Below are 26,308 nucleotides of genomic sequence, written 5' to 3' on the forward strand. Positions count from 1 at the left end.
GACGGCTGGATATCTCCCTCTGGGGGGTGACCCGGCCGTTTTTTATTTTGCGGCGGCTTGTCCGCAGCGCGTTTATCATAACACACTTGACCTTGCCGAAGAAACCGATTGGAGAGACAACCCCCCGCCCCGCTGGTATAATAGAACAATATTCCATTCAAGATATTATCATTGAATTAAGGCGGTGTTTTTATTGAGTGTACTAGTGAACAAAGCTTGGGTGCTTGCCCGGATGTACGAGCCCGACGTGACGATCGTCGACTGCCGGTTCATGTTGGGACAGCCCGATGCCGGAAGGATTTCCTATGAGGAGAACCATATCCCGGGAGCGGTTTTCCTTGACCTGGAGAAGGATTTGTCTTCCTCAGTCAGTGAGCATGGCGGGCGGCATCCCCTGCCTGATACCGCCCAGCTTGCCGCAAAGCTGGGGAAAGTCGGCATCAACCGGGAAACCCGTGTCATCGCTTATGACGATCAAGGCGGACTGTACGCTTCGCGTCTGTGGTGGCTGCTGAGCTACATGGGTCATGAGACGGTGTTCGTCATGAACGAAGGCTTCAGCGCATGGAAGGATGCAGGCTACCCCGTCAGCAAGGACCAGCCGGTTCGGGTCCCTACCACCTTCACGGCTGATGTGCATCCTGAAATGCTCGTCAACCTGGAAGACGTCCGCCAGGCGATGAAGGATCCATCGATCGTCATCCTGGATTCGCGTGAATCCTCCCGCTACCTGGGTCTGAACGAGACGATCGACCATACCGCCGGCCATATTCCCGGCGCCAAGAACAAGTTCTGGAAGGGCGTCCTACAGGACAACGGGGAATGGAAATCCCTCGATGAGCTCAAAGAGTACTATAAGGACGTGCCGAAGGACCATGAAATTATCGTCTATTGCGGTTCAGGCGTATCGGCCTGCCCGAATGTCCTTGCCTTGACCGAGCTTGGATACCCGGATGTCCGGCTGTACGCCGGCAGCTGGAGCGACTGGATTTCGTACAGCGAAAATCCGATTGCTACAGGGGAAGAGTAATCTCCGGGAGACCGCATCTAGCGCTGAATTATGGGCTGTGACAAGTTGCTGGCGAGCGACCTGTTGCAGCCCTCTTTGGCGTTTTCCGGCAGCAGGCGTGATCCATAGGCCGGGATAAAATTTAAAAAGACTCTTTGCTCCCCCGTATCTTATTATGGATTTTTATCGTTATTAGATTGAAAATCAGCTTAAAGGAGAGTGCTCATCTATGGAAAAAATCATCGCTTATGTATCCGCCATTTTTATTCCGGTGACCGACATTACACGTTCAGAGGAATGGTACGTTCGAATGTTCGATCTGGAGACGATTGAAAAGACAGATGATCGGGTCGGGCTCGCCTTCCCTAACGGCCAAACCTTGGTTTTGTTATGGAAAGTGGAGAAACCGCAGCCTGTCCAATTTGATACCGGTAAAGAAATGATGCCATACTTCAATTTCACTTCGTATGATATCAACCATTCGTACAGCCAGCTTAAGGCGAAAGGAGCGGAATTAAGCGAAATCCACGAAGAGGATGGGTACAGGTTTTTCAAAGCATTCGATCTGGACGGAAATCCCGTGGATATTGTGGAAGAAACGGGGCAAACGCCGTATTTTACTCACAAGAATAATATAAGGAAGCAGCAATAGTGACGCAGGAAGATCACTTAATAGACGCAGGATATGAGACATTTGCGAAGATGACACTTCCGCTGCAAAGCGATCTGAAACGATATTGTCTGGCTAAGGCCGGTTCGGCGTGGGATGCGGACGATTTGCTCCAAGAGTCGCTTTTTAAAGCTTATCGTTGGCATACTCGGTTCCCGAATAGAGAAATAACGAAGCCATTTTTGTTTCGAATTGCTGCCAACGCTTGGGTGGATATATGCCGCAGCCGCAAATGGGAGCCGCAGGTCGGACCACTCGAAGAGCATTTAATCGGTTCCTATGATGAATGGAGTAAGTGGGATGTCCGTGAGGCGCTCGAACTGCTGTCCGATCGGCTCGAACCTAAACAGGTCGTTCTGATTTTGCTAATCGACGTATTTCACTTTACCGCGAAGGAAACGGGAAGGCTGTTCGGACAATCCGAGGGTTCGGTGAAGGCGGCTCTGAGGCGGGCGAGGACGAGGCTGAAAAAGACCGTTGAAAGCCATCCCGAATATTGGGATGATTCCGTACTCGCAGCTCCGCGTGGCGGACTCAGTATCGAGGTGTTCGAAGCGCTGGTCGAAGGTTTTCGCCGTGCGGACCCCTATGCGATATTCCGCTCGTACCAGACTTTGATTGACGATGGCGCGGTGGTGGACCGGATCGAGCTGCGCGGCAATACGCTCTATTTTACGATCATCGATCCCGACGGCAACGTATTGACGATCACTGAGAAATTGAAATGGCAAGACGATAAGTATCATTCGAAATCCTAGAGGTGATTACGTTGATCGAAATGCTGCAGCAACAATACGATTGGATCCGATCCGTTAGACAAAACATGTTTGCGTTCTTGGAAGAGCTGCCTCCCCAAATCTTGCATCAACCCGTTCCCGAATTTGGGCGAGGAACGATCATTCGAACCCATCTTCACGTCGTTGACTGCTATCGGTGGTGGTTGGGATCTTTCCCGTTTATGAAGAGAAACGAGCATAGGGATATTTCCATAGAAGAAATTGAATGCGCCGATGTGAAGTACGTCCGTGAACGATTTACGGAAGCGGATGAACTCGTGCAGCGGTTCATAAGTGAATATCGCGATCGCTGGAATGAACCGATCAAGCAGGACGAGAGCTGGCGGGGTTACCCGAAGGCTCCTACTCCTTTGCTGCTGTTAACTCATACGGAGACTCACGAATTTCATCACAAAGGCCAAATCGTATCCATGGCAAGACAACTGGGCTGCCCACCTCCAGCCGATAACCGCTTAGGCGGACTTTTCACCTGACTCGACAAATCGGATACGAAGCTGCGACCGTTTTTCGGTATTTGCCGGGGAACGGTCGTTTAGTTTCTTCGTTTTGTTTTGTTCGCAATCCAGATCATCAACCATTTCAGGCGGTTGGAACTGTTTTGTATACACCATTCCTTGCTGAAATTTGGTAAAATGACAGGCAGAGGTGAAATGCAATGAAAAGCAGAAGATTTATGCAGCCCCTGACTTCCCCGATTCACTTCCATACCGCGATGATTGAGCAAACGCCTGTTGCCGTTTTTTTGGGTCAGGAGATGATCGGCAGCGGGAAGATCGTTCAAATCACCGATTACATCGTGAAAATCGGTAACGAATTTTATGTGCGCGATGCCTGCACATTTAAATATGCGGTCTAATCCATGCGAAGAACATTAAGGGCTAACAACTAATAAAACGTTCTCACGTAACGTTGTCCAAGCATTGCCAATAAACCGTGAGCAATCATAGAATAGCTTGTTGAAAGGATGTATTGATTTGATCAAACTTAAAAATCTTTCCGTATCTCTTGTCCTAAGCGCTGCACTGTCAGCTGCGGCGATCTGGCCTATCTCTCCTTCGGTACAAGCAGCGCCGGCCAAAGAATGGCTGCAAATTTCGGACACAACCACCTATTACGGTGAAGTCAGCGGTGGCAAGCCTAACGGCAGGGGAACGATGAAATGGGGCGACAGCAAACAATATTCCGGGGAGTTCGTGAACGGCCAGCGCGAAGGCAAAGGGAAGTATATCAACGAGTACGCCGCCGACGGCGAAAGCCACAAAGTCGTATATAACGGGGAGTGGAAGCTGGACCGGATGAACGGCACCGGCACGCTGACCTACAAAGTCATCCAGGAAGACGGTGCGGTCCGCTCGAATGAAATCCAAACGGGTGCTTTCGGCGGCGGCGTGCAGACGAGCGGATATGATGTCATTCATGCCCTGGCCGATCCCGACTTCTACTTTGCGTACAAATCGCCGCAGGAACAGCTCGTCATCATGGGAAGCGCTGACCATCTCAAAGCGTCGTTGAAAGGCGGCAGCCTGTTCAGCGCGGAGTACCGCAGCGGCACGATCCACAAGACCTACTCGATCTTCCCTGCGGATACGGCGGCAGAACAGCGTATAAACGAGGCTAGCCTCAAATATTTGCAAAGTATTCAGCCAAAGCTGAACCCTCATCTGGAGCAATTCGAGCGGTTGGCCGGGCAGGTTCCCCTGAAATAAGGATGATCAAAAAAACGTCATTAGGGTTCAATCTGCATGACCAGGCATGGATCGATAAGGAGAGGTATATGAAATATATTAAAGATTGTCCCGAACCTGGTATGGGCACCTGGTATTTCGAAATTGACCAGCAGGGTGTTGCTTACCGCCAGCTCGTCATCGAGGATGACGGCAAGTGCATCGCTTCGAACCGGAAAGACCGAGACTATCATTTTATGCTGGCCGAGCGGCCGATCGATACATCAGAAGCTGGGTTAATCTTGATCACCCAGGAAGAATTCGAGGAAGTTTGGTCCGCTTCCCTTAATTCCACGGGCGGGCTGTGGCAGCGCCAGAAGTCGCTGCACCCTGTAGGACAAAGGGTCGAGGGCGCCATCGAAGCCTTTTTTCCGCAAGGAACGCTCATTACGCTTGCGAACACAGAAGCAGTAGGATTAGCTGACACCGGGGAGCTGGAGTTGTCCGGAAAGCCGGAATGGATGTACCCGCGGCACGTCGTTCAAGCCGTTGTGAAGGGATATGACGAAGTTAACCAGTGGATTGTGCTTGATCAAGCAGCCGTATTGGAACGGAGAACCGATCGAAATCCAGAAAAATCACCAAACTAAAAGGAGAGCCCGCGGCTCTCCTTTTTATATGGTATAAACACTGTAAAACAGCTATAAATAAGGACCGAAGAAGTACTCCAGTTTCTCCCGCGAATACCCGTCTTCCCCGCGCCAGCAGGCAACGGCATTGAAATCGGTGCCCCGTCCCCGTTCTTTGCGGTAAAAATCTTTGGTTTCCAAAATGCCTGCGTAACCCCAGATCTCCATGACCTGATCCCGTTCATGCGAATTGGAGGGGAACACGTCCTTCCACCTTTTCTCGAGCTGCCGGGCGGCATCCTTGTCACCACAGGCCTCAATCCCGTGGATCATCCCCTTCAGCATATCCACGTCTTCTTCCCGCACCGGGAACGGATCCTCCTCACAGCTCAGGCATAACAGATCCAGCCAGCAGTAAACGAGCCAATTGTGGCGGACGCCTCCCCATTTGATCCGTTCGAAATTAAGCACGTTCAGGTCCTCGCCGGCATATTCCTCTTGGGACATCAGCATGCCGTCATCGCAGAAAAAGCACTCACTGTACCGGGGGACATCGGCGGCACGCATACGGAAAGTATGAGAGGGTAAATGGCGGGTCAACGTCCAGCTTGATAAAGCGCTGCGCAGATGAACTTTCCGGGTGGAAAGGCTGTGCAAAAACGCAGCAGCCACCCGCTCCTTCGTCACGTTATGCTCATGCAGATGAATGATCCGCCGGATCAGCTCATCATGCGACACGGTAAGCGGATCGAACATCAGCCCCTTGCTTTTGGCGTACTCAAAATCCTCAGCCGATAACATAAAACTTCCGCGTCTCCAGCCTCCCGATTGCCAGTACGTATTCGTTAATATTTTTTTGGCTTTCGCATCCATGCAGGCGGATCCCCCTCCTGTTCAGTAACAAATTCAGCCCGAACTCCTCGCAGCCTGCCAGGCCTCCGTTACAGGCACTGGTGCCTTGCTGCTCGATGGCGCAAAATAATATACATGTCCGGTTTGCCCGAAGCGCCAGCGAAATCTCTTCAAGCCTGGGTCCCCCTCAGAATCAAATGAGCTTCGCGCCTACTTTCTCTTTCAGGCTTTCGGCAAGCCAGCGCCATTTCCGGCCTTCTTCCGATGCTGCCGCATCGGCTTCATCCATGCCAAGCCAGTAATCGGCATCCAGCAGCTGATACATATCCAGCATTGTGATCTCGGCACACTCCGGATTTTCCAGGGCAGCGATCATCGGATCAGGCCCATCGTCCCAGTTGTAGCCATTCACCACGGCATGAAGCAGAACCGGCGAGGACAACCCGCGGATCCGGACAGTGACCTCATCCAGCGACTCCTCATACAAAATACTGTCGATGATCCTCTGCTCCTCATCGTTCAACGTGAGGCGGACCGCCCCGTCCGTATCAGCGAGCAAATCGGCCATGGCCTTGTCCATTCTTGCCGCCTGCCAGGCCGTCCCCAGGATGCCGTGCGGGGAATTCAGCTGAGCGCCATTCGCGATCAGCAGCTTGACCGTCTCCGGCTGCTTGAACTTCACCGCTTTTTTGAGCGCAGTATCGCCCAGCTTGTCTTCCGCTTCCAGATCGACGTTTTTCTCGAGCAGCAGCTTAATGCCGTCCACAGGCATCCGGTTGGTGATAAAAAGCATCAGCGGCGTTCTTCCGCGGGCGTCCCGCTCGTTCGGATCCAGCTGATCCACCGCCGCCCGGACCATCTCCAGCTCCTTGCTCTTGCTGGCCTCCGTCCATTCCAAATGATCGTCCCCTTTTCTCATGTATTGAATGGACTCACGGATACCATGCCAGCAACCGCTCCAGCTTTTCTCTCATCGGAGAAGTCTCTTTTCTCGCGGACTGCGCCAGCTTGGCGCGGGTCCCGAAAATCCGGTACAGCACCGTTTCCCGCTCATAATCCTTTTTGGACTCCAGCTCACTCAGCAGAGCGTCCGCCAGATCCGGTGTATTGATAACGAAGGATTTCACCGGCTTGGCTGAATCGCTTCCTCCAAGCAGAATCGCCACAAGCACCGGCATCCGGTCGGGGGTCAACCCGTGGGCTTCGATAAAAGCTTCGGCGTACCCGTCCTGAGCGGATTGGTGCTCCGTATCAACTATTTCCATGTACCGTCGCAGCAGCGGAAAATATTCCGTGCTCACGAGGCCTAATCCCAGAACGGCATAGGTTCCCGGCATGACCGACTTCTCCCCGGGTTCCACATCCTTATACCAGGCAAATTCCTCCATGGCTGTCTCGGCATACTTGGCAATCAGCGGATGCAGGCCAGGATACCGGAGCGCGTCGGCAAAAAAACGGTGCAGCTGCGATTTAGCCAGCTTATTCAGCGGCAGATAGTGCTTGTCCTTGGATGGGCTCCTCAGGTTTAGTTTGTACTCTTTGGGAAACCCCTCCGAGAGCAGCCCCGTTATATACGTCAGCGCTTCCCGGTATGCGGCCTCTTCCTCCACATGCAGGCGGATGTCGATTGTTTCCGTAACGTCGTTCGCCGCTGCCTGGATCGCCGTGCCTTCGAACCTGTGCTGGAAGCGCCCGCTGCCGTTTTTTATATAGCCGGCAGCCTTCTCCGAGCCCAACTGAACGGCGAATTCCAGATAGCGCGCCCGGAGCTCGGGCTCCCGGCGGCCGACCTTCAGCGCGGCATAGACGAAAAAGTCCAGCTCTTCCTCATTCACAACAGCCCTGTCCGCCGCATCTTTGCGAATCCAGTCTTGACCGAAACTCCCGGTGCGCTCAAAATAACGGACCAAAAAACGCTCCTCCGCCCATTCCCGAAAGGCTGAAGTATATTGAGAGACCCACCCGAGCAGCCGGTCCGGATTCGAACGGTGCTTCTCCTCCAACCGCCCAATCAGCGGCTCTAATTGTGCCTCTCGCTGTTCAAACAGATCGGAATTGAGCAGATGACGGGCAAAGAAGAACTCGTCCAATTCCTTGGGACGTACCGGCAGATCCCGTAAAACTTTGGACTGGATAAAGCCTTCGAGCTCCTGTTTCTGAGCCGCGAGCTTGTCCTCATCGATCAAAACCTCGGTGAACGTTCTTAATCCCTCTGGCCGCTCCATTTCGAGCACGATTTCGAAGCGGTAATCGAAAAACCTGGGGCCGTATGTCCCGGCGCTCATCGCTTCCGCAAGCCGTGTCCGCAATGCGGGAAGCCACTCGCCGGTGATCAGGTCGTCGGTGATATCGCATATGTAAGGCCCGGCATTCAGCCGGTACGAGGAGTCGGTCCAATCAAAGGGCCGGTCCAGGTCGATGCTGATTACGCCGTATCCGTCGCCGGCTTTGCGGGTGCTCCAGGCCACGCCAAGATAATCCTTGATGCCCGCCTGGAGCCTGCTGACTTCCTTGATCTCACGGATACGCTTGCTTTCTTTCTCATAAATCCCGCTGATCAGGGACCATACCTCATCCAAAAACTGCTGTACGCTCGCGTTCAATCGTTTCCCCTCCCGAATTTCTTAAGCCATGCCATAAGAAAAACGTCTATCGACGTACTCTCAAAGAAGACAGACCGCGTCTAAAGGTAATTTTTCTTGCAATATTAGGAAGCAATCGCTCTGGAGTTTATACTTTCTAATATTATAAACAAGCCCCGCGCCGGCGGGGTCCTGCTTAACCGATGACTTTGACTACATTGCCTTCGCTGTCCTTGATCTGCGTCTTCACGATCTGGATAGCGGCCCCCTTCACCGAAGGCAGCGGAACGACGCTTTCCTTCGGTGCCAGCGAACGGCTCAGCTCAGATGCGGCTTGATCGTCCAGGGCAATTCGCACCTCGTCTCCTTCGGCTTTCAGTTCCGGCTTCTGCCCGGGCTCAAAGACGACGCGGGTGTCCGGTCCGACGAGCGTGAGCGAACGGCCCTTTAAAATCCGGCCTAGCAGCAGCTTGGCAATAATTCCGGCCTGCTTGGCTCCCATTTTTACAACGGAAGGCGACTTGCTGAACCAACCGCTCTTTCCCGGTTCCCAGGCCAGCTGATCCACGAATAAGAATCCGTTGCTGGATCCTTCCGCTTCCGCGCCCTGCCGGATTTTCTCCGCGACGGGTGGAATGCGCAGCAGGGAGCTGCGGGTTAAATCCGTTATGTAATAGGGTATATGCTCCTCGGCAGCCCCGAGAACGCCGAGCGTATTCCAGGTCTGCATCGCTTCGAGCTCATCTCCCGTAATGCCGGTCATCTCCAAAAACTCAACCTGGCCATTCGGCGTCTGGATCGCGGGCAGCTCCGGATCTTCAGCAAAAGCCAGGGCCGTCAGCTGCGTGTCGGCTCCGAGACAGATCGGCCCGTTAGCATCCAGGTAATCGCCCGAACGGAACACGTTTCCGCTGCCAAACACGTACCTGCCCATATTTTGCAGCAGGTTCAAAGCCCACGCCGGCGGCTCCTCCTCATCGGCATCCCGCTGCAGCCGGAATGTGAGCTCAAAGCCGAATCCGCTGACCTCTTGGTCCTCCGACTCTTTTTCATACAATTCCGAGAAGCCGTACGTGACAAAATGCCAATGCGGGATCGGCGATTCCGCTTTGTAGGCGCTGATTCCGTCGAGTGGATCCTGGCCGCCGAGCGCATACGAAATGAGCGTCCCGTAATGCTTTGGCTCCTGACTGCCGTATAATCTTTCAAGCTCCTGGTCGATGGCGTCCCAACCCGGTGCTCCGATTTCTTCGTTCATCATCCTGTCCCCTTCCCATGTGTGCCGAAGCTTATTTCCTTATGTTATTTATTCGAATACTGCGTCATTGAAACGCTGGATTCCCTTACGATAAGACGCGGCTCAAACTCCACCCGCTCATAATCCGGCGGATTGTGCGACTGGATCCGCTTCAGCAGCAGCTCTGCCGCCAGCCGGCCGACTTCGCTGCCCATGATGGACACCGAGCTGATTTGCGGAGTGGTTACGGTCGCCCACAAGTTGTTGTCGATGCCGACCACCGCCACATCCTGTGGTACCCGGATACCGAGCTCCTTGAAGCGGTTGACGATCCCGATCGCCACCATGTCGTTGACGGCGTAGATCGCATCCGGCATATGTTTCAGGCTGTAAAAATAATCGGCCGCCTGGCGTCCGGTCTCAAACGAAAAATCTTCCCCGAAATAAACCAGCGAAGCATCGACATGCCTAAGCGACTGTTCGTATGCCAGGTACCGTTCTTCAATTTTGTCCTTGGGCGCGCCTGCATAAGCAATCCGTGCCCGTCCGATCTGAAGCAGATGCTCCATGACCAGCCTTCCTTCCTGGCGGGCGAGCCCCACGATATCCGCCTTTAGATCCGGGCTGAGCTTCTTGCCGTAATTGATGACGGATACCGGGATGCTGGCCTGGTTGATCAGGCTTTCCAGCTGCTTGGGATACGCCAGCGGCATCAGTACGAGGCCGTCCACATGAAGCTTCTTGATCTCCCGCAGCGTCTCCAGCTCCAGACGGGCGTTGCCAAGCGTATTAATCTGCACCACCCGGTATCCATGCTGCTTGGCGGCTTGCTCTACCGACCAGGCGATATCCGGAATGATCGCGTTGCGGATGTCCGGCACGGCAAGCGCGATCTGGTGGGTTTGGCGGATTTTGAGGCTTTGGGCCGACGTGTTTGGGACAAAGCCCATTTCATCGATCACCTGCATGATCCTCGCCTTCGTCTTTTCGCTGATTCCCCCGCTGTTGTTGAGCGCCCTGGACACGGTGGCGATGCCGACGCCTGCCTGCTTGGCGACGTCCTCAATGGTCACCTTTTTCTTGTTGGACATGCGAATTAATCCCTCTCACTTCGGAATCGTTTCCTATCCGGAAGACATTTTTTTCTTTTTCAGTATATATTATAACATACCCCGCCATTCAGATGCCTCAGCTTAGCCGTCAGACGCTGCAATCAACGCATAACCTCAGCTTATTTCTATACATAGACATGTAAATCTTCCATTCGCACCTAGGTTAAAAACGCCCGCTATAGCCCTAAAAAATGATTTGACACGCAGAATAGAATGTGACATCATATGGATCGGAAACGTTTCCTATTTTTCGATATATCGCTCACCATATTATTTACTGCCTGATAGGGAGATGACGGATTCATGCAAGCATTGAGATGGCATGGCGTGAAAGATTTGCGCGTGGAAACGATTGAGGAGCCTTCGGCCCTCCAAGGTAAGGTCAAAATCAAGGTGGAATGGTGCGGCATCTGCGGAAGCGACCTGCATGAATACGCCGCCGGGCCGATATTCATTCCGGAGGGTGCGCCTCATCCATTAACCGGTGAGAAAGCCCCGGTCGTGATGGGACATGAATTTTCCGGCCAGGTCGTGGAAGTCGGCGAAGGCGTGACCCGCTTCAAAGCCGGCGACCGGGTCGTCGTGGAGCCTGTGTTCGCCTGCGGACACTGTACTGCCTGCAAGCAGGGAAAATATAACCTTTGCGAAAAAATGGGCTTCCTGGGACTCGCCGGCGGCGGGGGCGGTTTCTCCGAATACGTGGCGGCCGAGGAGCATATGGTTCATCATATTCCGGACAGTGTCTCCTACGAGCAGGGCGCTTTGGTCGAGCCGTCGGCAGTTGCCCTGTACGCCGTCCGTTCCAGCCGCTTCAAGGTAGGCGACCGCGCGGTCGTATTCGGGGCGGGGCCGATCGGCCTGCTTGTCATCGAAGCGCTGAAAGCGTCGGGTGCTGCGGAAATCTACGCCGTGGAACTATCGCCTGAGCGGCGGAGCAAGGCGCAGGAGCTGGGGGCTATCGCGCTCAACCCTGCCGACGTTGACGTCGTCCAAGAAATCCATCGCCTTACCGAAGGCGGAGCGGATGTTGCCTATGAAGTTACAGGCGTCCCGGCTGTTCTGAACCAAGCGATTCAATCGACGAAAATCAGCGGTCAAATTATGATTGTCAGCATTTTCGAACGGGAAGCCCCGATCCATCCGAACCAGATCGTCATGCAGGAACGCAATATCGCCGGCATCATCGGTTACCGGGACGTGTTCCCGGCTGTAATCAGCCTGATGCAGCAGGGCTATTTCGCGGCCGATAAGCTCGTTACGAAGCGCATTGCTTTAAGCGAGATCGTCGAACAGGGTTTTGAGGCGCTGCTGAAAGAGAAAAGCCAAGTCAAAATTTTGGTATCGCCACAATCGTCCAAATAACCGACTGCGAATATTACTGCACCTTAGGTGCTTTTCATAACGAATAAGAAAAACGTCTATCGACGTACCTTCAAAGAAGACAGACCGCGTCTAAAGGAAGTTTTTCTTGCGAGATCAGGAAGCGGAGCCTCCGAAACTTATACTTTCTGATCTCTTCAAAAAAGATCCCTTTGCCGAACACACGGCAGGGGATCTTTGTTATGTTAGCCTTATTGCCGGAGCGCAGCCTGCGTCTCTTGGCTCTTCTCCCGCCGCTGATGCAGCATCATCAGAAGAACGGCGCCGGCGAACGCAGCCGCCACAAGCCACACGGGAATCCGCGGATCGAGCTTGTACGCCCAACCGCCGATAATGCCTGCCGGAGACGTAAGCAGCAGGATCAGCACGGACAGCATGGAGAACACTTTTGCCCGTTTGTCATCGTCGATCGCGTTCTGCACGGCTGCTTCCAAATAGGGCGAGCTGATCATCAGCCCTACGGCGGCCAAAATCGTGCTTAGCCCGATCCAGATCAGGTTCGACGTCGGCCACAGCACCAGCATGACGTTTGAAGCGACCGATAGAATGAAACCGGCCATCATCGAGCGGTTCGCCGCGTGCTCCGGAATTTTCGGCATCAGCAGCCACAGCGTCAGCAGCATAATGATGGAGGACACCGCCGGGAACAGGGAAATCAGCCCGCTGTCCACATGCAGGTAATCCGCCATGTACAGCGACAGATACGTCGTTTTCATCGTGGCCTGGAAGTTGAACAAAATGTATACGCTAAAGATCAGCATGAGCGACTTGCTCGTTACAATGTCGCGAATCGCCCCGCCATAATCGATCAGACTTTCCTTCAGTCCGAGATCGCGGGTCTCCCGCATCTTTCTCTGGCCGATTTCGGTTTCACGCGTCGTCAGATGCCGCCCCACGAACTGAAACGTCATCATCAGAAACGCAAGCACGTACATGATGCGCGTGCCGGACACAAGGCCGTAATGATCCACCAGCAGTCCGCCGAGCGGAGCGAACAGGCCCCCGATCACGCTAATAATCTGCAGCAGCGTAAAGACGTAAGTCCGGTCGGCGGGCTTCGTATCCTCGACGATCAAGCAGTAAAACGCGGTATGCGGCACGCGCTGAAACCCGTTGACGAGCGCCGCCGTGAGGAAGAACCACACATTGTGCGAAACCGCCCACAGGATGGTGGCCAGACTCCAGCTGAACAGGTCAAAATACAGGATGGCCGATTTGCGGCCCATCCGGTCGGTCAAATAACCGCTGATAAACGATGAAAACACCTGAACGATCAGGCCGATCGTAGTGATCCAGCCGATGCTGGTTTCGGCGATGCCAAGCTCGTACATATACAGCGTCGCGTAGGTGCTCACCATACTGTACGGAATAAGAAAAAAAGGCTCAAAGGCGAGACAGCCTCTGCTGTTTCCTTTTAAGCGCGGGAATAAAGGTCGTGACATACCATCCTCCGGGTCCTGATGAAATGTAAATGAGTGTGATCGATGTGATTAAGGCAGCTTGCGCCGCGGTTTCTTCGACTGCCGGGGCTGCCAGACGATCAAGGCACCCGCCTCTCCACAGGTTTGATTCACCTGTTCAAGTTTCGAGGGGTCGACTTCCCACATCCACCGTTCTTCGCCCACCCGGTAAAGTATACCATGATCATGGCTGCTCTGTATCCAGTTTTCCAGATTCGTACCCGCAATCCCGATGTTGAGATGCTCGCCGTTCAGTACATTGGCAGGGTAAACCATTCTCAGCTTGCTGCCAGTATAGCGGGCTTGTCCGCCGTATAAGCCGGGGGTCTCCTTGTTGAAGGCAAACGCTTTTTCATAAGGGAATGCGGTTTTTCCGTTGTCCCCTGCGGCGTAGCTCATCGCATCCGTCATTTTTCTCGTCCCGTATAAGATTGCATAAGGAAAGGTGAACTGTTCTGCCATATGGCACAGCCATTCTTTAAGAACGGAATATGTGTCTTCCAGAGGGCTGTCGCAAAAAGCGGCGATATGCGGGAAACTGCCGTATCCGTTCGTATGATAAGTAAAGGCGGCGTCCCATGGCAAAGTTCCGTGCTGCTGGCTGTACATCCAGAAGGCTTCAGCCTCTCCAGCGCCGATTTTCGCCCGTAATTGCTCCGGGGAGGTTTCCACCAGATCGTGATCGCCTTCATGATCTCCGTGCTCCAAAAGCTTATAGTAACTCGTCCCTGTTACAGCCGTGTCGATCTTCTCAAAAAAAGCCTCCCCGGCGGCAAAAGCCTGCATCGCCCCAATCCGTTCCGTATGATACAGCGCAACACCTGCACATCCCGGCATACCGTTCCCTCCATGAATAGAATGTTCGCAATTTTTTACTTATTGTGAATCTTCTATTATGTATTCAAATATGTATACAAAGCTAAAGCTCAAAAAAATATAATTTCAAGACCCGTCAATTTCCTCCGATGTGGGTACTGCTGCTTCGGAATTACATGACCAACACCACCTTCCATACCATTTCATCTTTCTATTAGCAACAAATATAGCTCCTAACTGTAATCCGCTCAAGTAATCTAGATCATGCTTAGACTCTGTACATAAAGCTCCTCAGCTTACATTGTCTGCCCCCCTGCTTCAGCAGCTTCACGGTTGGAGTCCGTTCGGCTCGACCGGTCTGCTGAGCCAGTGCTCATCCGTTTGGACATGATTGTTCCGCACGAATTTGGCCAGGCTTTGCCTGAACTGCTCGTAAGGGAAAGACGATGCCAGCCTCACCACATACCCTTCCTGTTCCCCACCGCAGCAGGACTTTTTCGTGTAGCACCGTTTGGCTGCTTCTTCGTCCCAAATGCCTCTATACAGCAGCGGCACCGTAGGTATTCCAAGCCGATCCGCCCAGATTTCCGTCTCATCCCAGGAAAGGCACAGGTTCTGCTCATTCCAAACCGAGAACAGCATAAAGTATCCAGGCAGCGCATCGTAAGCGAGCGAATGCTTGGCGTACACATTTTCCCCGCAAAGACGATACCCTTCCGGAATCAAGTACCTAATGCCGCCGTGCAGCGTCTTGACGTAATGCCGGGACGGATGATCCTTGCTGTCCAGCGATCTCGCGTGAATGAAATCCGGGTACATCGTGGTGTTCTCGCCGTCCATTTTCTCGGTGATCACTACTTCTTTTCCCACGAAATGGTCCGTGCTGCGCAAAATTTTGTCATCATCGGTGTATCCTCGTGACCAGGGAAGATGCATCGTTTTCGGATATTTGATTTTCATGAAACCACCTCTTTATTTGCCGTTCGTGTCCGCTTCCGCGAAAAAATACAACCGGGCCAGCAGATCCCCGCCAAGCAAATGATAAATGTTTGACGCTCCTGCGTCTCCCCCGTGAAGAATTTCCATATGAAAGCTGACCATATGCACAACCTTCAACACAAATGCCTCATCATATCCGAGCTCCTTCAGTACATGACAGGCAATGGCCGCAGAGACATGCTCGTGGCCGAAATAGGAGTAATAGCCCCGGGTTTCCTTCCAGACCTTACAGAACGGTTTGCCTGCATCGTGAAACAGCGCCGCATACTGCATCGCCAGCAGGTCATCCCCTTCGTACTGCGCATTGATATAGGCAAGCACGGCGAAGGTGTGCTCAGACAGGGTTTTGGAGTGATAGGGATTCTCCTGGTCGTACCCAAGCATGACACAAAAATGCGGATAGGCGCTTAAATAGGCAAAAAGCTCATCGTGACCTGGACGTTCTTCGAGCAGTTTTTCCAATTGGATTCTGTCCAGCTTCACATCCTCTGAACTGTGCACGATATGCAGCGCTTGGAACCCTTCGGCCATGACCGGAAACTCGAAGTTTTTGGCAAATTTCGTCAGCACTGCGTCGTCGATCCGGCGTTTGCGAGTCCCCGCCCGCTGCCTGGCCGTCGCATACGGCGTATCGCACACATGGCCTTCGACGGGCACATCCTTGAATTTCTTCAGAAACTTTACGCGGCGGTCGCGGCTCACGTTGGTTGCGTCAAATACGACACTGCGGCCCTCCCCGAGCAGACGGTCTATTTCGGCAAAAGCCTCGTCAAACACCAGATACGAATTTTTTTGCCTGGACTCGCTGCCGAACAGCCGCTCCCGAATGGAGTCAGTCGAAACCGCCACGGCCCGCTCACGCTTGCACAAATTTTTGGCATAGAAGCTTTTGCCGCTGCCTGGAATGCCGACCAGCATGTGAATCGTACTCATCGTTATCACCTCCCTTCCATAAATGGTTCATTTCCTTCACCATCCTCTTGATAGTCACCTTCCATTCAACACCGGACACCCCATTGATCCCGCATGAAGCGTGCTTGTTGACTTTTACCCGATGGTCCGTGGACCATGAATGCAACAAAAAAAGCCCTTCCCCGAAAACCAGCCGGGTTCCTGATGAAGGAGGCGCTCTCTTCAATTATATGGGATCCTGCCTGCTAAGCACACGGGACCTTGGACGCATACGCAAAACAGGTCTTTATGCCCTTCGCCGGGGATTCGGTCTCGCGGGGATGCCGGCTGAGATTTGATCGCTCAGGGCCAACAAGAGGCCGAAACGTAAAGCTTGTAATAAAAAACATGACACTTCCATTTACTTGATATATAGTAGGAACATAGGTTCTTATTCCAAGTTTCATCTATTATTATATTTGAGGGGGATAACCATCCATGGGAAATCATATGGCGGGATTGCAAGTACAGATCAGGCCCTGGTCGGAAGACCATTTGCATTTGGAGCTGCTCTATCGTTTGAATGTTCCAGAGATGCTGGAACATCTGGGCGGCCCGGAAAGTGACGAGCAGGTCGAGAAGCGCCATAAGCGATATGTTGAGGTTCAGTCCCTGGGGAACGGCTGCATGTATAGCATATGGCTGGCAGATCATCCGGTGCCAATAGGCAATGCGGGATTTTGGGAGAGTGGTTGGCAGGGATCTACCATTTATGAGATCGGCTGGGGCGTCCTGCCTTCCTTTCAGCAGCGGGGCATTGCATCGGCCGCGACAGCAGCCGTGATCGAGCAGGCGAAACAGCAGAAGAAGCACCGATTTATGCACGCTTTTCCGTCCGTGGATAACCCGGGTTCCAATGCGATTTGCCGGAAACTCGGCTTTGCTTTCATGGGTGAATGTGATTTTGAATACCCGAAAGGCAGCTTTATGCACTGCAATGACTGGCGCTTGGATCTGGAATCGGGCGTCTGATACGGGCAGCAAGAAAGCGGCCATCGCCCTTCCTTTGAAGGATGGATGGCCGCTTTCTTGCTAACGTCCGTGGTATTAGTTATGCGCTGCTTCGATGCCTGTCAGCAGTTGGGCCAGTTCATTCTGGAGCGGCTGGGATATACGTGTCATCGGCAGCCGAAGGTGATCTGAAGCAATCACACCCTGATTAGCCAGCACCCATTTTATCGGAGCGGGATTCGGTTCCTGGAACAGTTTACGGATGAGCGGAACGACACGGTCAAAAGATCGTTTGCCTTCTATGACCCTCCCCTTTTGCACCAGGTCATGGACCTCAATAAAGATATCTGTGTACAAGTTGGCCGAAGCCAGAATCCCCCCGCTCGCCCCTTGGCTGAGTTTGGCATGGTAGTACAGGTCGTCACCGCATAACACCGCCCCCGCATCTTGACGAGTCAACTCGGTAACCAGTTCCAGGCCGTCGGAGCTGTCTTTCATACCGATCACACCTTCCATCTCCATAATGGTTTTGGCCGTATGCATCGTTAAGCGGACCCCGGTACGAGCAGGGATCTCATAAGCAATAACCGGTACCCCGACCTCCGTCACCCGGCGAAAATGCTCAATGATCCCTTCCTGCGACGGTTTACTGTAATAGGGAACCACAACGAGGACGGCATCCGCCCCCAAGGCGGCAGCCTGCTCCGTCCGCTGCACGGTCGTTAACGTGTCGTTGGTTCCCGTTCCGATGATCACCGGGATGCTTCGCTGCTTTTCTTTCAAAATCTGCTGCGTGGCCCGGGTGATCTGTACGACTTCGTCCCAGCGTACCGTCGGGGCCTCTCCAGTCGTCCCGTTTATGATCAAGCCGTTGATATGATGCTCAGCTAACTTTTCCACGTAACGGGTATACGATGCCAAATCAAGCTCTCCGTTTGGCAAAAATGGCGTGACCACAGGAACCAAAACGCCATGCAGTTCATCTCTTCCGATCATTTCGATGACCTCCTCTATAGGTTGTGCCTCTAATTTAGCATAGGAATTATTATCAGTGTTATCTATAATAGTTGATGAGCATCATCGATAATATTGATATCATGGAGATGAATAGCATGGACCTAACGTACTTTCATACCTTTCGCGAGATCGCGCACCGCAAAAGCTTTACCCGGGCGGCCGAAGAGCTGGGATATGCGCAGTCGAGTGTAACGGCGCAAATACAGAAGCTGGAGAAAGCATACGATACGCAGCTGTTCGAGCGTTACGGCAAGGGGGTTCGGCTGACCTCCTCCGGGGAAGAGCTGCTTAAACTTACGGTACAAATGCTTGATTTGTTCGATGAATCGAAGGAGAAGCTTCGGACCGAGGGAGGCGGCACGATCTCCGTCGGAACGATGGATTCCCTCGCCGCTTACTTTCTCCCCCCGCTGATTCAGCAGCTGCGCAAGCAGTACGAAGGATTGTCCATCCGATTATGGACGGACCGGGAGGACCTTCTCGTCCAGAGAGTCAAAGAGGGAGATTTGGACATCGGCCTGATTCTCGATAACGAACCGGAGGATCCGGCGCTTCACTGGCAGACGGTCCGCGAGGAACCGCTCGTTCTCATTGCAGGGCCAGGACATCCATTAGCAGATCGAGAGATTATCCGTCTTCAAGATCTGTACGATGCCGAGTGGATTCTGCCGGAAGAAACCTGTAATTACCGGGTGATGCTGGAGAAGCTTCTGAAGCAGTATGGAATCCCATGCCGGCTTGGCTTGGAACTGGGAAACCCCGAAGCGATCAAACGATGTGTCATGGCGGGATCTGGAATCTCCCTCTTGCCCCGCATGGCGGCAGACGATGAAATCCGCAGAGGGCTGCTCGCCCCCCTTCCCTTCAACCATCCCGATCTGCGGCTCAGCCTGCAGCTGATGACCCATCCGAAGAAATGGATCTCCCGGGCACTCGGCGATTTTATCGAGTTGGTCAGGAAGTCGCCGTAAGTCCAGCTTGGCTGTTCGTAATTCCCCAGAATCAGCTGTAAACCGTCTGCAGCAAGTCGATCTCCATGTTCTCGGCACCCAATACTCCATGACCACCTGAGCTCGGCGAATTCCTTTAACCCTCGAGGATACAGCAAAAAAACGCACTCAGGCAGCGTCTAATAGCTTCCTCTGTGCGTTTTTCAACATATCCAATCGAATTTATGCCCGAATCGTCTTTAGAGCCGTGGACCAGGCAATCACTTGATCCAGCATGCCGTTGACATTTTTATGATGCAGCTCGGCCGGCTTGAAGGTTCTAAAGCTTTCAAAATCGGTAAAGAGCGACAGCGTAGGGTGAATGCGGACGTCCGCCACGTTCAGCTCCCCAAGAATGCCGCGCAGATGCTCGGCCGCCCGGGCGCCTCCAGTGGACCCGTAGCTTACGATGCCTGCCGCTTTATTCCCCCACTCATCCCGAAGCAGGTCGATCGCATTTTTCAATACACCGGAAATGCTGTGATTATACTCCGCGGTGACGAACACGAATCCGTCCATGCGACCGATGACCGCAGCCCAGTTTTGGATGGCGTCCTCTCCGCCGGGATGTCCGAGGAACGGCAGCGGATAATCCGCCAAATCGATCAGGTGGTACTCCGCATCTCCACGCCCGTCGGCCAGCTCCTTGAGCCATGTTCCGACCTGCGGGCTGACCCGCCCTTCCCTAGTGCTGCCAAGGATGATTCCAATATTCAAGTGTGATTGTTCCATTTCTAGATCTCTCCCCATATTCATAAATTTCCGCAGGTCCTGTAACCTGCCTGTAAACCCGGACCGGTACTTTTATCTTATAGCGGCTTGAAGACGAAAGATAATATCAATTCCGGCATGGCTATATATATTTCGGTCTATGGATGGTTGATGCCAAAAAAAACAAACGCCTGAGCAGAGCACCGGTGGCTCTGCCTAAGCGTTTATCGGGCAATGTAATCAAATCTATTTGCGGATCTCATAAAATTGGCATTCTTTACGCGAGTGGTAAGTAACATCACTCACACCGGACTGGGTAATCACCGTGGAGTCGGTGAACCGGATGATCCGCGTATCTGAATCGATCAAATGGTCATCTTTAAACACGCGTATGGGAAGCTTCCTGCGCTCGGCCTCCTGCAGATCCGCTTCCGTCAGAAGCTCTCGAATCGTTGCCATGAATTACGGGTTCTCCTTTGGATATGAAATTAGATACGATCACGGTTGCTCGATCTACCTTTATTGTAGCCGTTCATGACATAAATGGAAATGGCTGAAGCCGTTAGGAACGATGGAAGCAAGAACCTGCAGGCTCAGACAACGTAACCGGACCAGTTCTTCACGCTTACGCACAGGTTTTTTCCGGAACCGCTGCGGTACCAGCTGGAGCCGGGGTCTTTTTCAAATATGGAACCAGCGACAGCAGGCCAAGCACAGCCAGAACGGCACCAACCCACAACGGTGATGCCAGGCCGTAGCCATGATCGATCGTGAGCCCGCCAATGGTCGAACCGACGACAATGCCGAAATTGACGACCGAGACGTGGAACGTATTGACGAGCGAGCCACCGTTCGAAGCTCTGGCCACTCGGGTCACCATGGGAGGATTCATGGAGACCCCGACCAGGCCGATCACGATGACGGCGATAACCGCAACGACCGGGTGTGCGGCAAATAGGCCGAACATGATCAGCGCGCCCGTAAGCACGACTAGGCCGATGGTCATAATCGGCATCATGTACCGGTCGGCCAGTCTGCCGGTGATGGTGTTGCCGATGACCGTTGCCACCCCGTAAACCCCGAGCAGAAGCGGCACCATGGATGCGTTGAAGCCCGCTACATCGGTAAGGATCGGTGAAAAGTAACTGAATGCCGCAAACGTCGCCCCGATGATCAGCATGCTGGTTGCAAAGGCCGCCCATAAATGCCGGTTCTTGAATGCAGCGAATTCGCCGCGGAGACTGATCGATTCAGCCTCTTCCTTGGGTGATTTCGGGATCAGCAGGAGACCCATTATTCCCGAAATCAGCACAAGGAAGACGACAGCCCAGAAGCTCGCCCGCCAGCCGAGATACTGGTCAAACAGCATGGCGGCGGGGAGCCCGACGGCGGTTGCGACCATCAATCCGCCAAGGACAATGGAGGCGGCACGGCCGCTTGCTTCCGGACGAACCAAAGTGAGCGCAATCGCGATAGACACACCAAAGCAAGCCGACGAGGCAACCCCGGTAATAATCCGGGCAGCCATCATAAGTTCATAGTTCGGCGCGAGCGCTCCCAGCGTCTGCCCAATCAGAAACACGGCGGACAATGCCAGAAAGGCTTTTTTGCGCGGCACTTTTAACAATCCGACTGTCAACAGAGGCCCGCCGATAATCATCCCCGCAGCATAAGCGGATATCAGATATCCGATGGCGGCGACAGATACGCCAAACTCCTCTGATAGGGACGGCATGATCCCCGCCACCATAAATTCGGAAGTCGTCATGGAAAAAATCATCAATCCCAGTACATAAATCGCAAGCGGCAATGTAAACAGCTCCTTTATTTATTATTTTGTAACATTCAGTACAAAATTAGACACAGGCATTTCACCTGGGAATCCTCCTCTGTATTTTCTTTATATTTATCTCTGCATCTCCTCTACAACTCTTAGGAATCTACTCGAAAGCTCCTCGGAATCTCATCTTTATCCTCACTGTATTTCCTCTGTGTGTTCTCTATATCTCCACCTTGCTCCCGTCTTTACTTGTGCCTCACCTCCATTTTTCAATGGTTATAACTTTGCGGCTCATTTTACGCCTCACTTTTGTAACCACTAGTACAAAATTATTCAAAAAGCACAGCCGCGTCCATCGCATGAACATCGTACAGCGCAAAGCGGCAGCTCGAATACGAACACAACAGAAAACAATGATTTAGATAGACTAGATGATAGATTAAATATATCTCTGACTCCCAGGGATTCTGCTAAAAAATGGCCGCAAGCGTGCCGTCAATAATCTGCTGGGCCAATGCACGGTTCATGGTCCCCGGATAAATCACACGCAGGCCATAACAGCAGCTGAGGAACAGAGCCGTCAGCTCCGATGTATCCCGTTCACGAGAAATTTCGCCGACGGACTGCCCTTCGCGAATCGTTTCCTCGAGAGCCTGCTCCAGCAGCGCCACATGCTGTTTGAAGATCCGCTCAACAGTCGGGTCAGACTTTCCCCGCTCTACCGACGCGTTAATAAGCAAACATCCACGGTCCTTGGCTGTCGAGCCCTCCCGGATTTCCCATTCCAGCAGCTCCCGCAGCCGCTCCTTCACCGGAGCGTCTTTGCGCAGAATGTCCAATTGGGTCTCGATCCCCACCTGATGGTACCGGATCAGCGCCTGTTCGTACAGCTCATGCTTGCTGCCAAAGGCATTGTACAAGCTTCCTCTGCCGAGACCGGTTTCCTTGCATAAATCGTCTGTTGAGCAGGACCCGTATCCCTGTGACCAAAACACCTCCACAGCGGCATCGATGACGGCTGTGTCTTTGAACTCACGGGGTCTACCGCTTTTACTCATGTTTAGGCATCCCTTTCGTAGGTTTGATTGGATTGATTCTTAGCTTACTTAATTCTGTACTCATCTGTCAAATATTATTTTTCTAATAAAATCCATTTCGTCACAAAAACGACACCAAACATGCGTTGCAAGCAAAGCCGTTTTCCTATAGCATAAATTTCCGAACGAAGTTCGGCCACCACGGTGCTGCCGCGGTTCGAACATTATCTCCAAATGGAGCGGAGTATTTTGCCATGTCAAAAAGCAAGCGCTATTATGCCCTGATGCTAATCGTTGTGATCACCTTTATTTTATACGTCGCCTATGTACAGATCATTCAGGATCCCCAGGCCTCGGCATTTCTCGGCTTCAAAACGGACCTGAACCACCCCCTGAACCCTAAACTGTGGCTGATCGTCATGAGGATTCATGCCATATTGGCCTGCTTGGCCATGATCTGCGGAGCCGTCAACTTCGCAGCACGGATCCGGGTCAGACACGTAAAATTCCACCGGTTCAACGGATATTTATATGTCATCTGTGTCATGCTGGTTGGCCTCACCTCAGGTTATATGGCACCGGTCGCCACGGGAGGAAGGTCGGTCAGCATTGCGTTTAACCTGTTAACGATGCTATGGCCGGCATTCACGGTGATCGCTGTAATTCAGATCCGGAAAAAGCAAATGGCCAGCCACCGGAAGTGGATGGCTCGCAGCTATGCATTCTGCTTTACAAACCTGGTTGTCCACGTCCTCACGTGGACGATCCGCACGCTTGCCGGAAGTCCTTACTCGGTCAGCTACCGGATCAGCGTGTTTATTACGATTCCTTTGCTGCTTCTCATCGCAGAGCTTGTTATTCGCACTGCGTGGCCTGGGTCAGCCGGTTCCCGGCGTTCTGCCGGCAACAATAAACCGTAAGCGAAAAAAACCGCCAGATGGCGGTTTTTCTCTTCTTATTCATGCAAATTCCCTGTGCAGATAACGGTAATTTCAGCTTGAAGCTATTCGTTTTCGATCGAATTCAGCGCTGCAAACGCGAGCGGTCCAAAACCTTCGGAAGCTTCCCTCTGCGGCTGTGTGACATGAAAAACAAATCCACTGCCGTCAAGCTCCTTCACGATATATTCATGGGTTCCCGAGGAATCGAATGCCGTCAAAAAAATAAGCGCATCCTTCATCGGACCGGTAAGGTCTGCCGCCCCAAGCTTCTTGATTTCGCCATGCGGCTTGAGCTCTTCCTTACCCTGCGACTCCAGCTGGTCCAAATTGAAATCTGCAGGCAGCTTCTCAATACGGACCGAGTACTCGTGATCAACATTCATATACAGCAGATGCTTGCCCGCATCAAATGAAAACTGTTCGGGAATATACAGCGAGTACCCTTCAGCCTGAACAAGCTTGGCGGGCCGCACTTCGTCGTTGCCTTCCAAGGTGACTTCCAGCTTGCCCTCGGCAGGGCGCTTACTGACACTGTCGCTGCTTGCGGATGATTTAGAGTCTCCTGAATCAGATTGACCGCCGGCCGAAGCACTGGAAGATGAATCCTTGCCGGATGTGCCGTCTTCGCCGCTTTCGCCTGCTCCTTGCACGCTGTCCGATTTTTTAATTTCGGTCAGTACGAGCTGCTTTAATGTATCCTCGCCTTCAATAGCCTTTTCTTCGTATTTGAATTGCACTTGGTCCTGCTCCTGTAAATCGGCTACCGCTTGATCCAGCCCGTCACCCAGCTGAAAAGCAGTAGGCTTGCCGTCAACCACAATTTCCACCGTATGCGGATCAGCCTGGCCGGTATACGTTCCGGTTCCTTCCTTCACGGACGGTACCTGTTCAGCATTCCCGGGCTGGGTTGACGGATTGTTCTGCTCATCCACGCGGTCTGGCGTACCCGGCGCCGTTTCCTGTTTGTCACTGCATGCGGTTACCGCAACAGCTATAGCCAGCGCCAGCAGAATCGAACTGATTTTAATCGTATTCTTCATGCTGCACCTCCATTACCATCTTAGACGGACGGAGGCAGCTTCAGGTTTCAATAAATTCGATAGTCTTGATAAAAATTTCAAATGGGATGGATCATACAAGACAATCCAAACCGCTTCATAAGCACATCATTCGCTTTCTTTCGCTTTGTTTCGCTTACTTGCTTCGTCCTCCAGTCCTGGAAAACCGGATCATGGACCAGATAACCAGCACGATAAGTACGGCAATGCATACGCCGATACTAAGCCGGTTCTGCGCATCGAATAAAAACATGGCCGCGATTACCGCCAAGCAGGCCACGACGGCAGAAGTAACATACGGGTACCCCCAAACCTTAAAGGATGGCTCCACCGGATACGACTTCCGCAGCTTGATTTGTGCCAGGGAGATGCAGATCCAGACCAGCAGGACGCAAAATCCCGGAACAGCCATTAACACGCGGAACAACTGATCCTGCGCAAACATGCCCAGCATGGATCCCAATATCAGAATCACAGCACACAATAACAGCGTATTTACCGGGATACCCCTCCGGTTCGTGCGGGCAAGAGCCGGCGATGCTTCGCCGGCTGCAGCCATGGAGTGGAGCATGCGTGAAGCTCCGTAAATTCCCGAGTTGGCTGCGGACAGCACTGCTGTAACCAGAATAAAATTCATGAGATCCGCCGCCCCGGACAAGCCGGTCGCGGTCAGTACCTGGACAAACGGACTCGACTCGGGGCCGAGCTGGTTCCAGGGAATCAGCCCGCATATCACGAGGATCGGCAGCGTGAAAAATAATATGATCCGCAAAATAAAATTGCGTACCACTTTGGGCAGCACCTTTTCGCTGTTTTCCGTTTCCGTCAATGTCAAACCGATTAGTTCCGAGCCCCCGTAGGAAAACATGACCACCAGCAAAGCAGAAAAGATGGACGTCCATCCGTTGGGCAGAAATCCTCCGGCCGCCGAGTAGTTATGCAGATACGGCGTGTTGCCGCTCGGAATGATCCCGAAGATCAAGCATGTCCCTAAAACGATAAAGACAATAATCATGGCGATTTTGATCCCCGCCAGCCAAAATTCGAACTCGCCGAAGCTTCCCACGCTCATCAGATTAATCAGAATAATGAAGGCCGCGCTGGCTAGACTAAGCAACCATAACGGTACCCCGGGAAACCAATACTGCAAAAAGCTGCCGGCCGCTATAATCTCAATGACGCACACGGAAAGCCATAGGAAGCAGTACATCCACCCCATAATAAAGGACACTCTCTCGCCAAAGGCCTCACGGACGAAGTCCTTCATGTTTTTACCCGGGTAAACCGTAGCCATTTCCGCCATTGCTCCCATGACGACGAGCAGCAGCATCCCGGCGAAGACGTAAGAGATAATGACGCCCGGTCCGGCGAGACCGATCGTTTCGGCACTGCCTTTGAAGATGCCGGTGCCGATGACTCCGCCCATGGCCATCAAACTGATATGCCTTGGTTTTAATTTTTTCTGCAATGAAACCCCATCTGGTTGTGACATCAAATATCCTCCTGCTGAATCTTGTTGTATTAGAACAAAAACCATAAGTTCAAGTATAACATTTTGCTTAAGCATCCTGATAGAAATTTAGCCGAATTTTCTGCATTTGCTTCACGATTCTTTATGATTTTTAAACAAAATTTAACCAGAAACCGATCATACTTATGCTATGAT

General features: G+C 52.6%; 27 protein-coding genes. 11 read left to right on the forward strand and 16 right to left on the reverse strand.

What is annotated here, in order from left to right; all coding sequences use genetic code 11:
* Window positions 1-193 precede the first annotated feature (193 nt).
* The 7 genes from C7820_RS11360 (at window position 194) to C7820_RS11390 (ending at window position 4,790) form a co-directional block, all read left to right on the forward strand.
* Window positions 194-1,030, forward strand: coding sequence for a sulfurtransferase (locus C7820_RS11360; RefSeq protein WP_116231019.1), 837 nt, complete (start codon window positions 194-196; stop codon window positions 1,028-1,030).
* 208 nt (window positions 1,031-1,238) lie between these two features.
* Window positions 1,239-1,661 carry a VOC family protein gene (locus C7820_RS11365; RefSeq protein ID WP_116231020.1) on the forward strand — a complete coding sequence of 141 codons (423 nt, stop codon included), beginning with the start codon at window positions 1,239-1,241 and terminating at the stop codon, window positions 1,659-1,661.
* Window positions 1,661-2,437: an RNA polymerase sigma factor gene (locus tag C7820_RS11370; protein WP_116231021.1), complete on the forward strand. Its 777-nt coding sequence runs from the start codon at window positions 1,661-1,663 to the stop codon at window positions 2,435-2,437. Before C7820_RS11365 ends, C7820_RS11370 begins: the two co-directional genes overlap by 1 nt.
* Window positions 2,438-2,448: 11 nt before the next feature.
* The gene (locus C7820_RS11375; protein ID WP_116231022.1) at window positions 2,449-2,949 is read left to right on the forward strand and encodes a DinB family protein; all 501 of its coding nucleotides are present in this window, start codon (window positions 2,449-2,451) and stop codon (window positions 2,947-2,949) included.
* Window positions 2,950-3,131: 182 nt separating this feature from the next.
* Window positions 3,132-3,332 carry a hypothetical protein gene (locus tag C7820_RS11380; protein ID WP_234489624.1) on the forward strand — a complete coding sequence of 67 codons (201 nt, stop codon included), beginning with the start codon at window positions 3,132-3,134 and terminating at the stop codon, window positions 3,330-3,332.
* Between the two features lie 118 nt (window positions 3,333-3,450).
* A complete protein-coding gene (locus C7820_RS11385) occupies window positions 3,451-4,182 on the forward strand; it encodes an MORN repeat-containing protein (protein WP_116231023.1) in 732 nt (243 codons plus the stop codon).
* Between the two features lie 68 nt (window positions 4,183-4,250).
* Window positions 4,251-4,790 (forward strand): hypothetical protein, encoded by a 540-nt coding sequence (locus C7820_RS11390; protein WP_116231024.1) that lies wholly within the window; start codon window positions 4,251-4,253, stop codon window positions 4,788-4,790.
* A 51-nt stretch (window positions 4,791-4,841) separates the two neighbouring features.
* Here C7820_RS11390 and C7820_RS11395 read toward each other — a convergent pair whose 3' ends face one another.
* The 5 genes from C7820_RS11395 to C7820_RS11415 all read right to left on the reverse strand — a co-directional run bounded on the left by C7820_RS11395 (window position 4,842) and on the right by C7820_RS11415 (window position 10,531).
* Window positions 4,842-5,642 carry a hypothetical protein gene (locus C7820_RS11395; RefSeq protein ID WP_116231025.1) on the reverse strand — a complete coding sequence of 267 codons (801 nt, stop codon included), beginning with the start codon at window positions 5,640-5,642 and terminating at the stop codon, window positions 4,842-4,844.
* 172 nt (window positions 5,643-5,814) lie between these two features.
* Entirely contained in the window at window positions 5,815-6,519 is a 705-nt protein-coding gene (locus tag C7820_RS11400; RefSeq protein WP_116231026.1) for a DUF4274 domain-containing protein, read from the reverse strand.
* Between the two features lie 34 nt (window positions 6,520-6,553).
* Complete coding sequence (locus C7820_RS11405; RefSeq protein ID WP_116231027.1) at window positions 6,554-8,224, reverse strand: DUF6138 family protein; 1,671 nt, start codon at window positions 8,222-8,224, stop codon at window positions 6,554-6,556.
* A 175-nt stretch (window positions 8,225-8,399) separates the two neighbouring features.
* Complete coding sequence (locus C7820_RS11410; RefSeq protein ID WP_116231028.1) at window positions 8,400-9,461, reverse strand: suppressor of fused domain protein; 1,062 nt, start codon at window positions 9,459-9,461, stop codon at window positions 8,400-8,402.
* Between the two features lie 44 nt (window positions 9,462-9,505).
* Window positions 9,506-10,531, reverse strand: coding sequence for a LacI family DNA-binding transcriptional regulator (locus C7820_RS11415; protein ID WP_076167468.1), 1,026 nt, complete (start codon window positions 10,529-10,531; stop codon window positions 9,506-9,508).
* A 324-nt stretch (window positions 10,532-10,855) separates the two neighbouring features.
* Here C7820_RS11415 and C7820_RS11420 point away from each other — a divergent pair, with 324 nt between their 5' ends.
* On the forward strand, window positions 10,856-11,914 hold the full coding sequence (locus C7820_RS11420) for a 2,3-butanediol dehydrogenase (protein WP_116231029.1): 1,059 nt from the start codon (window positions 10,856-10,858) through the stop codon (window positions 11,912-11,914).
* Window positions 11,915-12,123: 209 nt separating this feature from the next.
* Here C7820_RS11420 and C7820_RS11425 read toward each other — a convergent pair whose 3' ends face one another.
* The 4 genes from C7820_RS11425 to C7820_RS11440 all read right to left on the reverse strand — a co-directional run bounded on the left by C7820_RS11425 (window position 12,124) and on the right by C7820_RS11440 (window position 16,140).
* Window positions 12,124-13,374: an MFS transporter gene (locus tag C7820_RS11425; RefSeq protein WP_116231030.1), complete on the reverse strand. Its 1,251-nt coding sequence runs from the start codon at window positions 13,372-13,374 to the stop codon at window positions 12,124-12,126.
* A 48-nt stretch (window positions 13,375-13,422) separates the two neighbouring features.
* The gene (locus C7820_RS11430; protein WP_116231031.1) at window positions 13,423-14,229 is read right to left on the reverse strand and encodes a hypothetical protein; all 807 of its coding nucleotides are present in this window, start codon (window positions 14,227-14,229) and stop codon (window positions 13,423-13,425) included.
* A 306-nt stretch (window positions 14,230-14,535) separates the two neighbouring features.
* Window positions 14,536-15,168, reverse strand: coding sequence for an RNA ligase family protein (locus C7820_RS11435; protein WP_105443449.1), 633 nt, complete (start codon window positions 15,166-15,168; stop codon window positions 14,536-14,538).
* Between the two features lie 12 nt (window positions 15,169-15,180).
* A complete protein-coding gene (locus C7820_RS11440) occupies window positions 15,181-16,140 on the reverse strand; it encodes an AAA family ATPase (protein WP_116231032.1) in 960 nt (319 codons plus the stop codon).
* A gap of 456 nt (window positions 16,141-16,596) precedes the next feature.
* Between C7820_RS11440 and C7820_RS11445 the strand changes: the two genes are divergently transcribed.
* Window positions 16,597-17,130 carry a GNAT family N-acetyltransferase gene (locus C7820_RS11445; protein WP_116231033.1) on the forward strand — a complete coding sequence of 178 codons (534 nt, stop codon included), beginning with the start codon at window positions 16,597-16,599 and terminating at the stop codon, window positions 17,128-17,130.
* Between the two features lie 75 nt (window positions 17,131-17,205).
* Here the strand turns inward: C7820_RS11445 and dapA are convergent, their stop codons facing one another.
* Window positions 17,206-18,105 carry a 4-hydroxy-tetrahydrodipicolinate synthase gene (gene dapA, locus C7820_RS11450; RefSeq protein ID WP_116231034.1) on the reverse strand — a complete coding sequence of 300 codons (900 nt, stop codon included), beginning with the start codon at window positions 18,103-18,105 and terminating at the stop codon, window positions 17,206-17,208.
* Window positions 18,106-18,221: 116 nt separating this feature from the next.
* Here dapA and C7820_RS11455 point away from each other — a divergent pair, with 116 nt between their 5' ends.
* Window positions 18,222-19,097 carry a LysR family transcriptional regulator gene (locus C7820_RS11455; protein WP_116231738.1) on the forward strand — a complete coding sequence of 292 codons (876 nt, stop codon included), beginning with the start codon at window positions 18,222-18,224 and terminating at the stop codon, window positions 19,095-19,097.
* Between the two features lie 201 nt (window positions 19,098-19,298).
* Here C7820_RS11455 and C7820_RS11460 read toward each other — a convergent pair whose 3' ends face one another.
* The 4 genes from C7820_RS11460 to C7820_RS11475 all read right to left on the reverse strand — a co-directional run bounded on the left by C7820_RS11460 (window position 19,299) and on the right by C7820_RS11475 (window position 22,664).
* Window positions 19,299-19,847 carry an NADPH-dependent FMN reductase gene (locus tag C7820_RS11460; RefSeq protein WP_116231035.1) on the reverse strand — a complete coding sequence of 183 codons (549 nt, stop codon included), beginning with the start codon at window positions 19,845-19,847 and terminating at the stop codon, window positions 19,299-19,301.
* A 225-nt stretch (window positions 19,848-20,072) separates the two neighbouring features.
* Complete coding sequence (locus tag C7820_RS11465) at window positions 20,073-20,285, reverse strand: hypothetical protein (RefSeq protein WP_076167490.1); 213 nt, start codon at window positions 20,283-20,285, stop codon at window positions 20,073-20,075.
* 166 nt (window positions 20,286-20,451) lie between these two features.
* Window positions 20,452-21,636 (reverse strand): MFS transporter, encoded by a 1,185-nt coding sequence (locus C7820_RS11470; RefSeq protein ID WP_116231036.1) that lies wholly within the window; start codon window positions 21,634-21,636, stop codon window positions 20,452-20,454.
* 440 nt (window positions 21,637-22,076) lie between these two features.
* Window positions 22,077-22,664: a TetR/AcrR family transcriptional regulator gene (locus tag C7820_RS11475; protein ID WP_116231037.1), complete on the reverse strand. Its 588-nt coding sequence runs from the start codon at window positions 22,662-22,664 to the stop codon at window positions 22,077-22,079.
* A gap of 233 nt (window positions 22,665-22,897) precedes the next feature.
* Here C7820_RS11475 and C7820_RS11480 point away from each other — a divergent pair, with 233 nt between their 5' ends.
* Complete coding sequence (locus tag C7820_RS11480; protein ID WP_116231038.1) at window positions 22,898-23,563, forward strand: DUF2306 domain-containing protein; 666 nt, start codon at window positions 22,898-22,900, stop codon at window positions 23,561-23,563.
* 83 nt (window positions 23,564-23,646) lie between these two features.
* Here C7820_RS11480 and C7820_RS11485 read toward each other — a convergent pair whose 3' ends face one another.
* Window positions 23,647-24,624 carry a hypothetical protein gene (locus C7820_RS11485; protein WP_116231039.1) on the reverse strand — a complete coding sequence of 326 codons (978 nt, stop codon included), beginning with the start codon at window positions 24,622-24,624 and terminating at the stop codon, window positions 23,647-23,649.
* Between the two features lie 154 nt (window positions 24,625-24,778).
* Window positions 24,779-26,134: an amino acid permease gene (locus C7820_RS11490; RefSeq protein ID WP_116231040.1), complete on the reverse strand. Its 1,356-nt coding sequence runs from the start codon at window positions 26,132-26,134 to the stop codon at window positions 24,779-24,781.
* Between the last annotated feature and the right edge of the window lie 174 nt (window positions 26,135-26,308).

The sequence above is a fragment of the Paenibacillus sp. VMFN-D1 genome (assembly GCF_003386155.1).
Taxonomy (GTDB): Bacteria; Bacillota; Bacilli; order Paenibacillales; family Paenibacillaceae; genus Paenibacillus_AQ; species Paenibacillus_AQ favisporus.

Bases quoted from the DNA above. Each gene is read 5' to 3' on its own strand.
- C7820_RS11365 (WP_116231020.1), top strand. From the start codon at position 1,239: ATGGAAAAAATCATCGCTTATGTATCCGCCATTTTTATTCCGGTGACC.
- C7820_RS11380 (WP_234489624.1), top strand. From the start codon at position 3,132: ATGAAAAGCAGAAGATTTATGCAGCCCCTGACTTCCCCGATTCACTTC.
- C7820_RS11390 (WP_116231024.1), top strand. From the start codon at position 4,251: ATGAAATATATTAAAGATTGTCCCGAACCTGGTATGGGCACCTGGTAT.
- C7820_RS11395 (WP_116231025.1), bottom strand. From the start codon at position 5,642: ATGGATGCGAAAGCCAAAAAAATATTAACGAATACGTACTGGCAATCG.
- C7820_RS11410 (WP_116231028.1), bottom strand. From the start codon at position 9,461: ATGAACGAAGAAATCGGAGCACCGGGTTGGGACGCCATCGACCAGGAG.
- C7820_RS11415 (WP_076167468.1), bottom strand. From the start codon at position 10,531: ATGTCCAACAAGAAAAAGGTGACCATTGAGGACGTCGCCAAGCAGGCA.
- C7820_RS11420 (WP_116231029.1), top strand. From the start codon at position 10,856: ATGCAAGCATTGAGATGGCATGGCGTGAAAGATTTGCGCGTGGAAACG.
- C7820_RS11425 (WP_116231030.1), bottom strand. From the start codon at position 13,374: ATGTCACGACCTTTATTCCCGCGCTTAAAAGGAAACAGCAGAGGCTGT.
- C7820_RS11430 (WP_116231031.1), bottom strand. From the start codon at position 14,229: ATGCCGGGATGTGCAGGTGTTGCGCTGTATCATACGGAACGGATTGGG.
- C7820_RS11435 (WP_105443449.1), bottom strand. From the start codon at position 15,168: ATGAAAATCAAATATCCGAAAACGATGCATCTTCCCTGGTCACGAGGA.
- C7820_RS11440 (WP_116231032.1), bottom strand. From the start codon at position 16,140: ATGAGTACGATTCACATGCTGGTCGGCATTCCAGGCAGCGGCAAAAGC.
- C7820_RS11445 (WP_116231033.1), top strand. From the start codon at position 16,597: ATGGGAAATCATATGGCGGGATTGCAAGTACAGATCAGGCCCTGGTCG.
- dapA (WP_116231034.1), bottom strand. From the start codon at position 18,105: ATGATCGGAAGAGATGAACTGCATGGCGTTTTGGTTCCTGTGGTCACG.
- C7820_RS11455 (WP_116231738.1), top strand. From the start codon at position 18,222: ATGGACCTAACGTACTTTCATACCTTTCGCGAGATCGCGCACCGCAAA.
- C7820_RS11460 (WP_116231035.1), bottom strand. From the start codon at position 19,847: ATGGAACAATCACACTTGAATATTGGAATCATCCTTGGCAGCACTAGG.
- C7820_RS11465 (WP_076167490.1), bottom strand. From the start codon at position 20,285: ATGGCAACGATTCGAGAGCTTCTGACGGAAGCGGATCTGCAGGAGGCC.
- C7820_RS11475 (WP_116231037.1), bottom strand. From the start codon at position 22,664: ATGAGTAAAAGCGGTAGACCCCGTGAGTTCAAAGACACAGCCGTCATC.
- C7820_RS11480 (WP_116231038.1), top strand. From the start codon at position 22,898: ATGTCAAAAAGCAAGCGCTATTATGCCCTGATGCTAATCGTTGTGATC.
- C7820_RS11485 (WP_116231039.1), bottom strand. From the start codon at position 24,624: ATGAAGAATACGATTAAAATCAGTTCGATTCTGCTGGCGCTGGCTATA.
- C7820_RS11490 (WP_116231040.1), bottom strand. From the start codon at position 26,134: ATGTCACAACCAGATGGGGTTTCATTGCAGAAAAAATTAAAACCAAGG.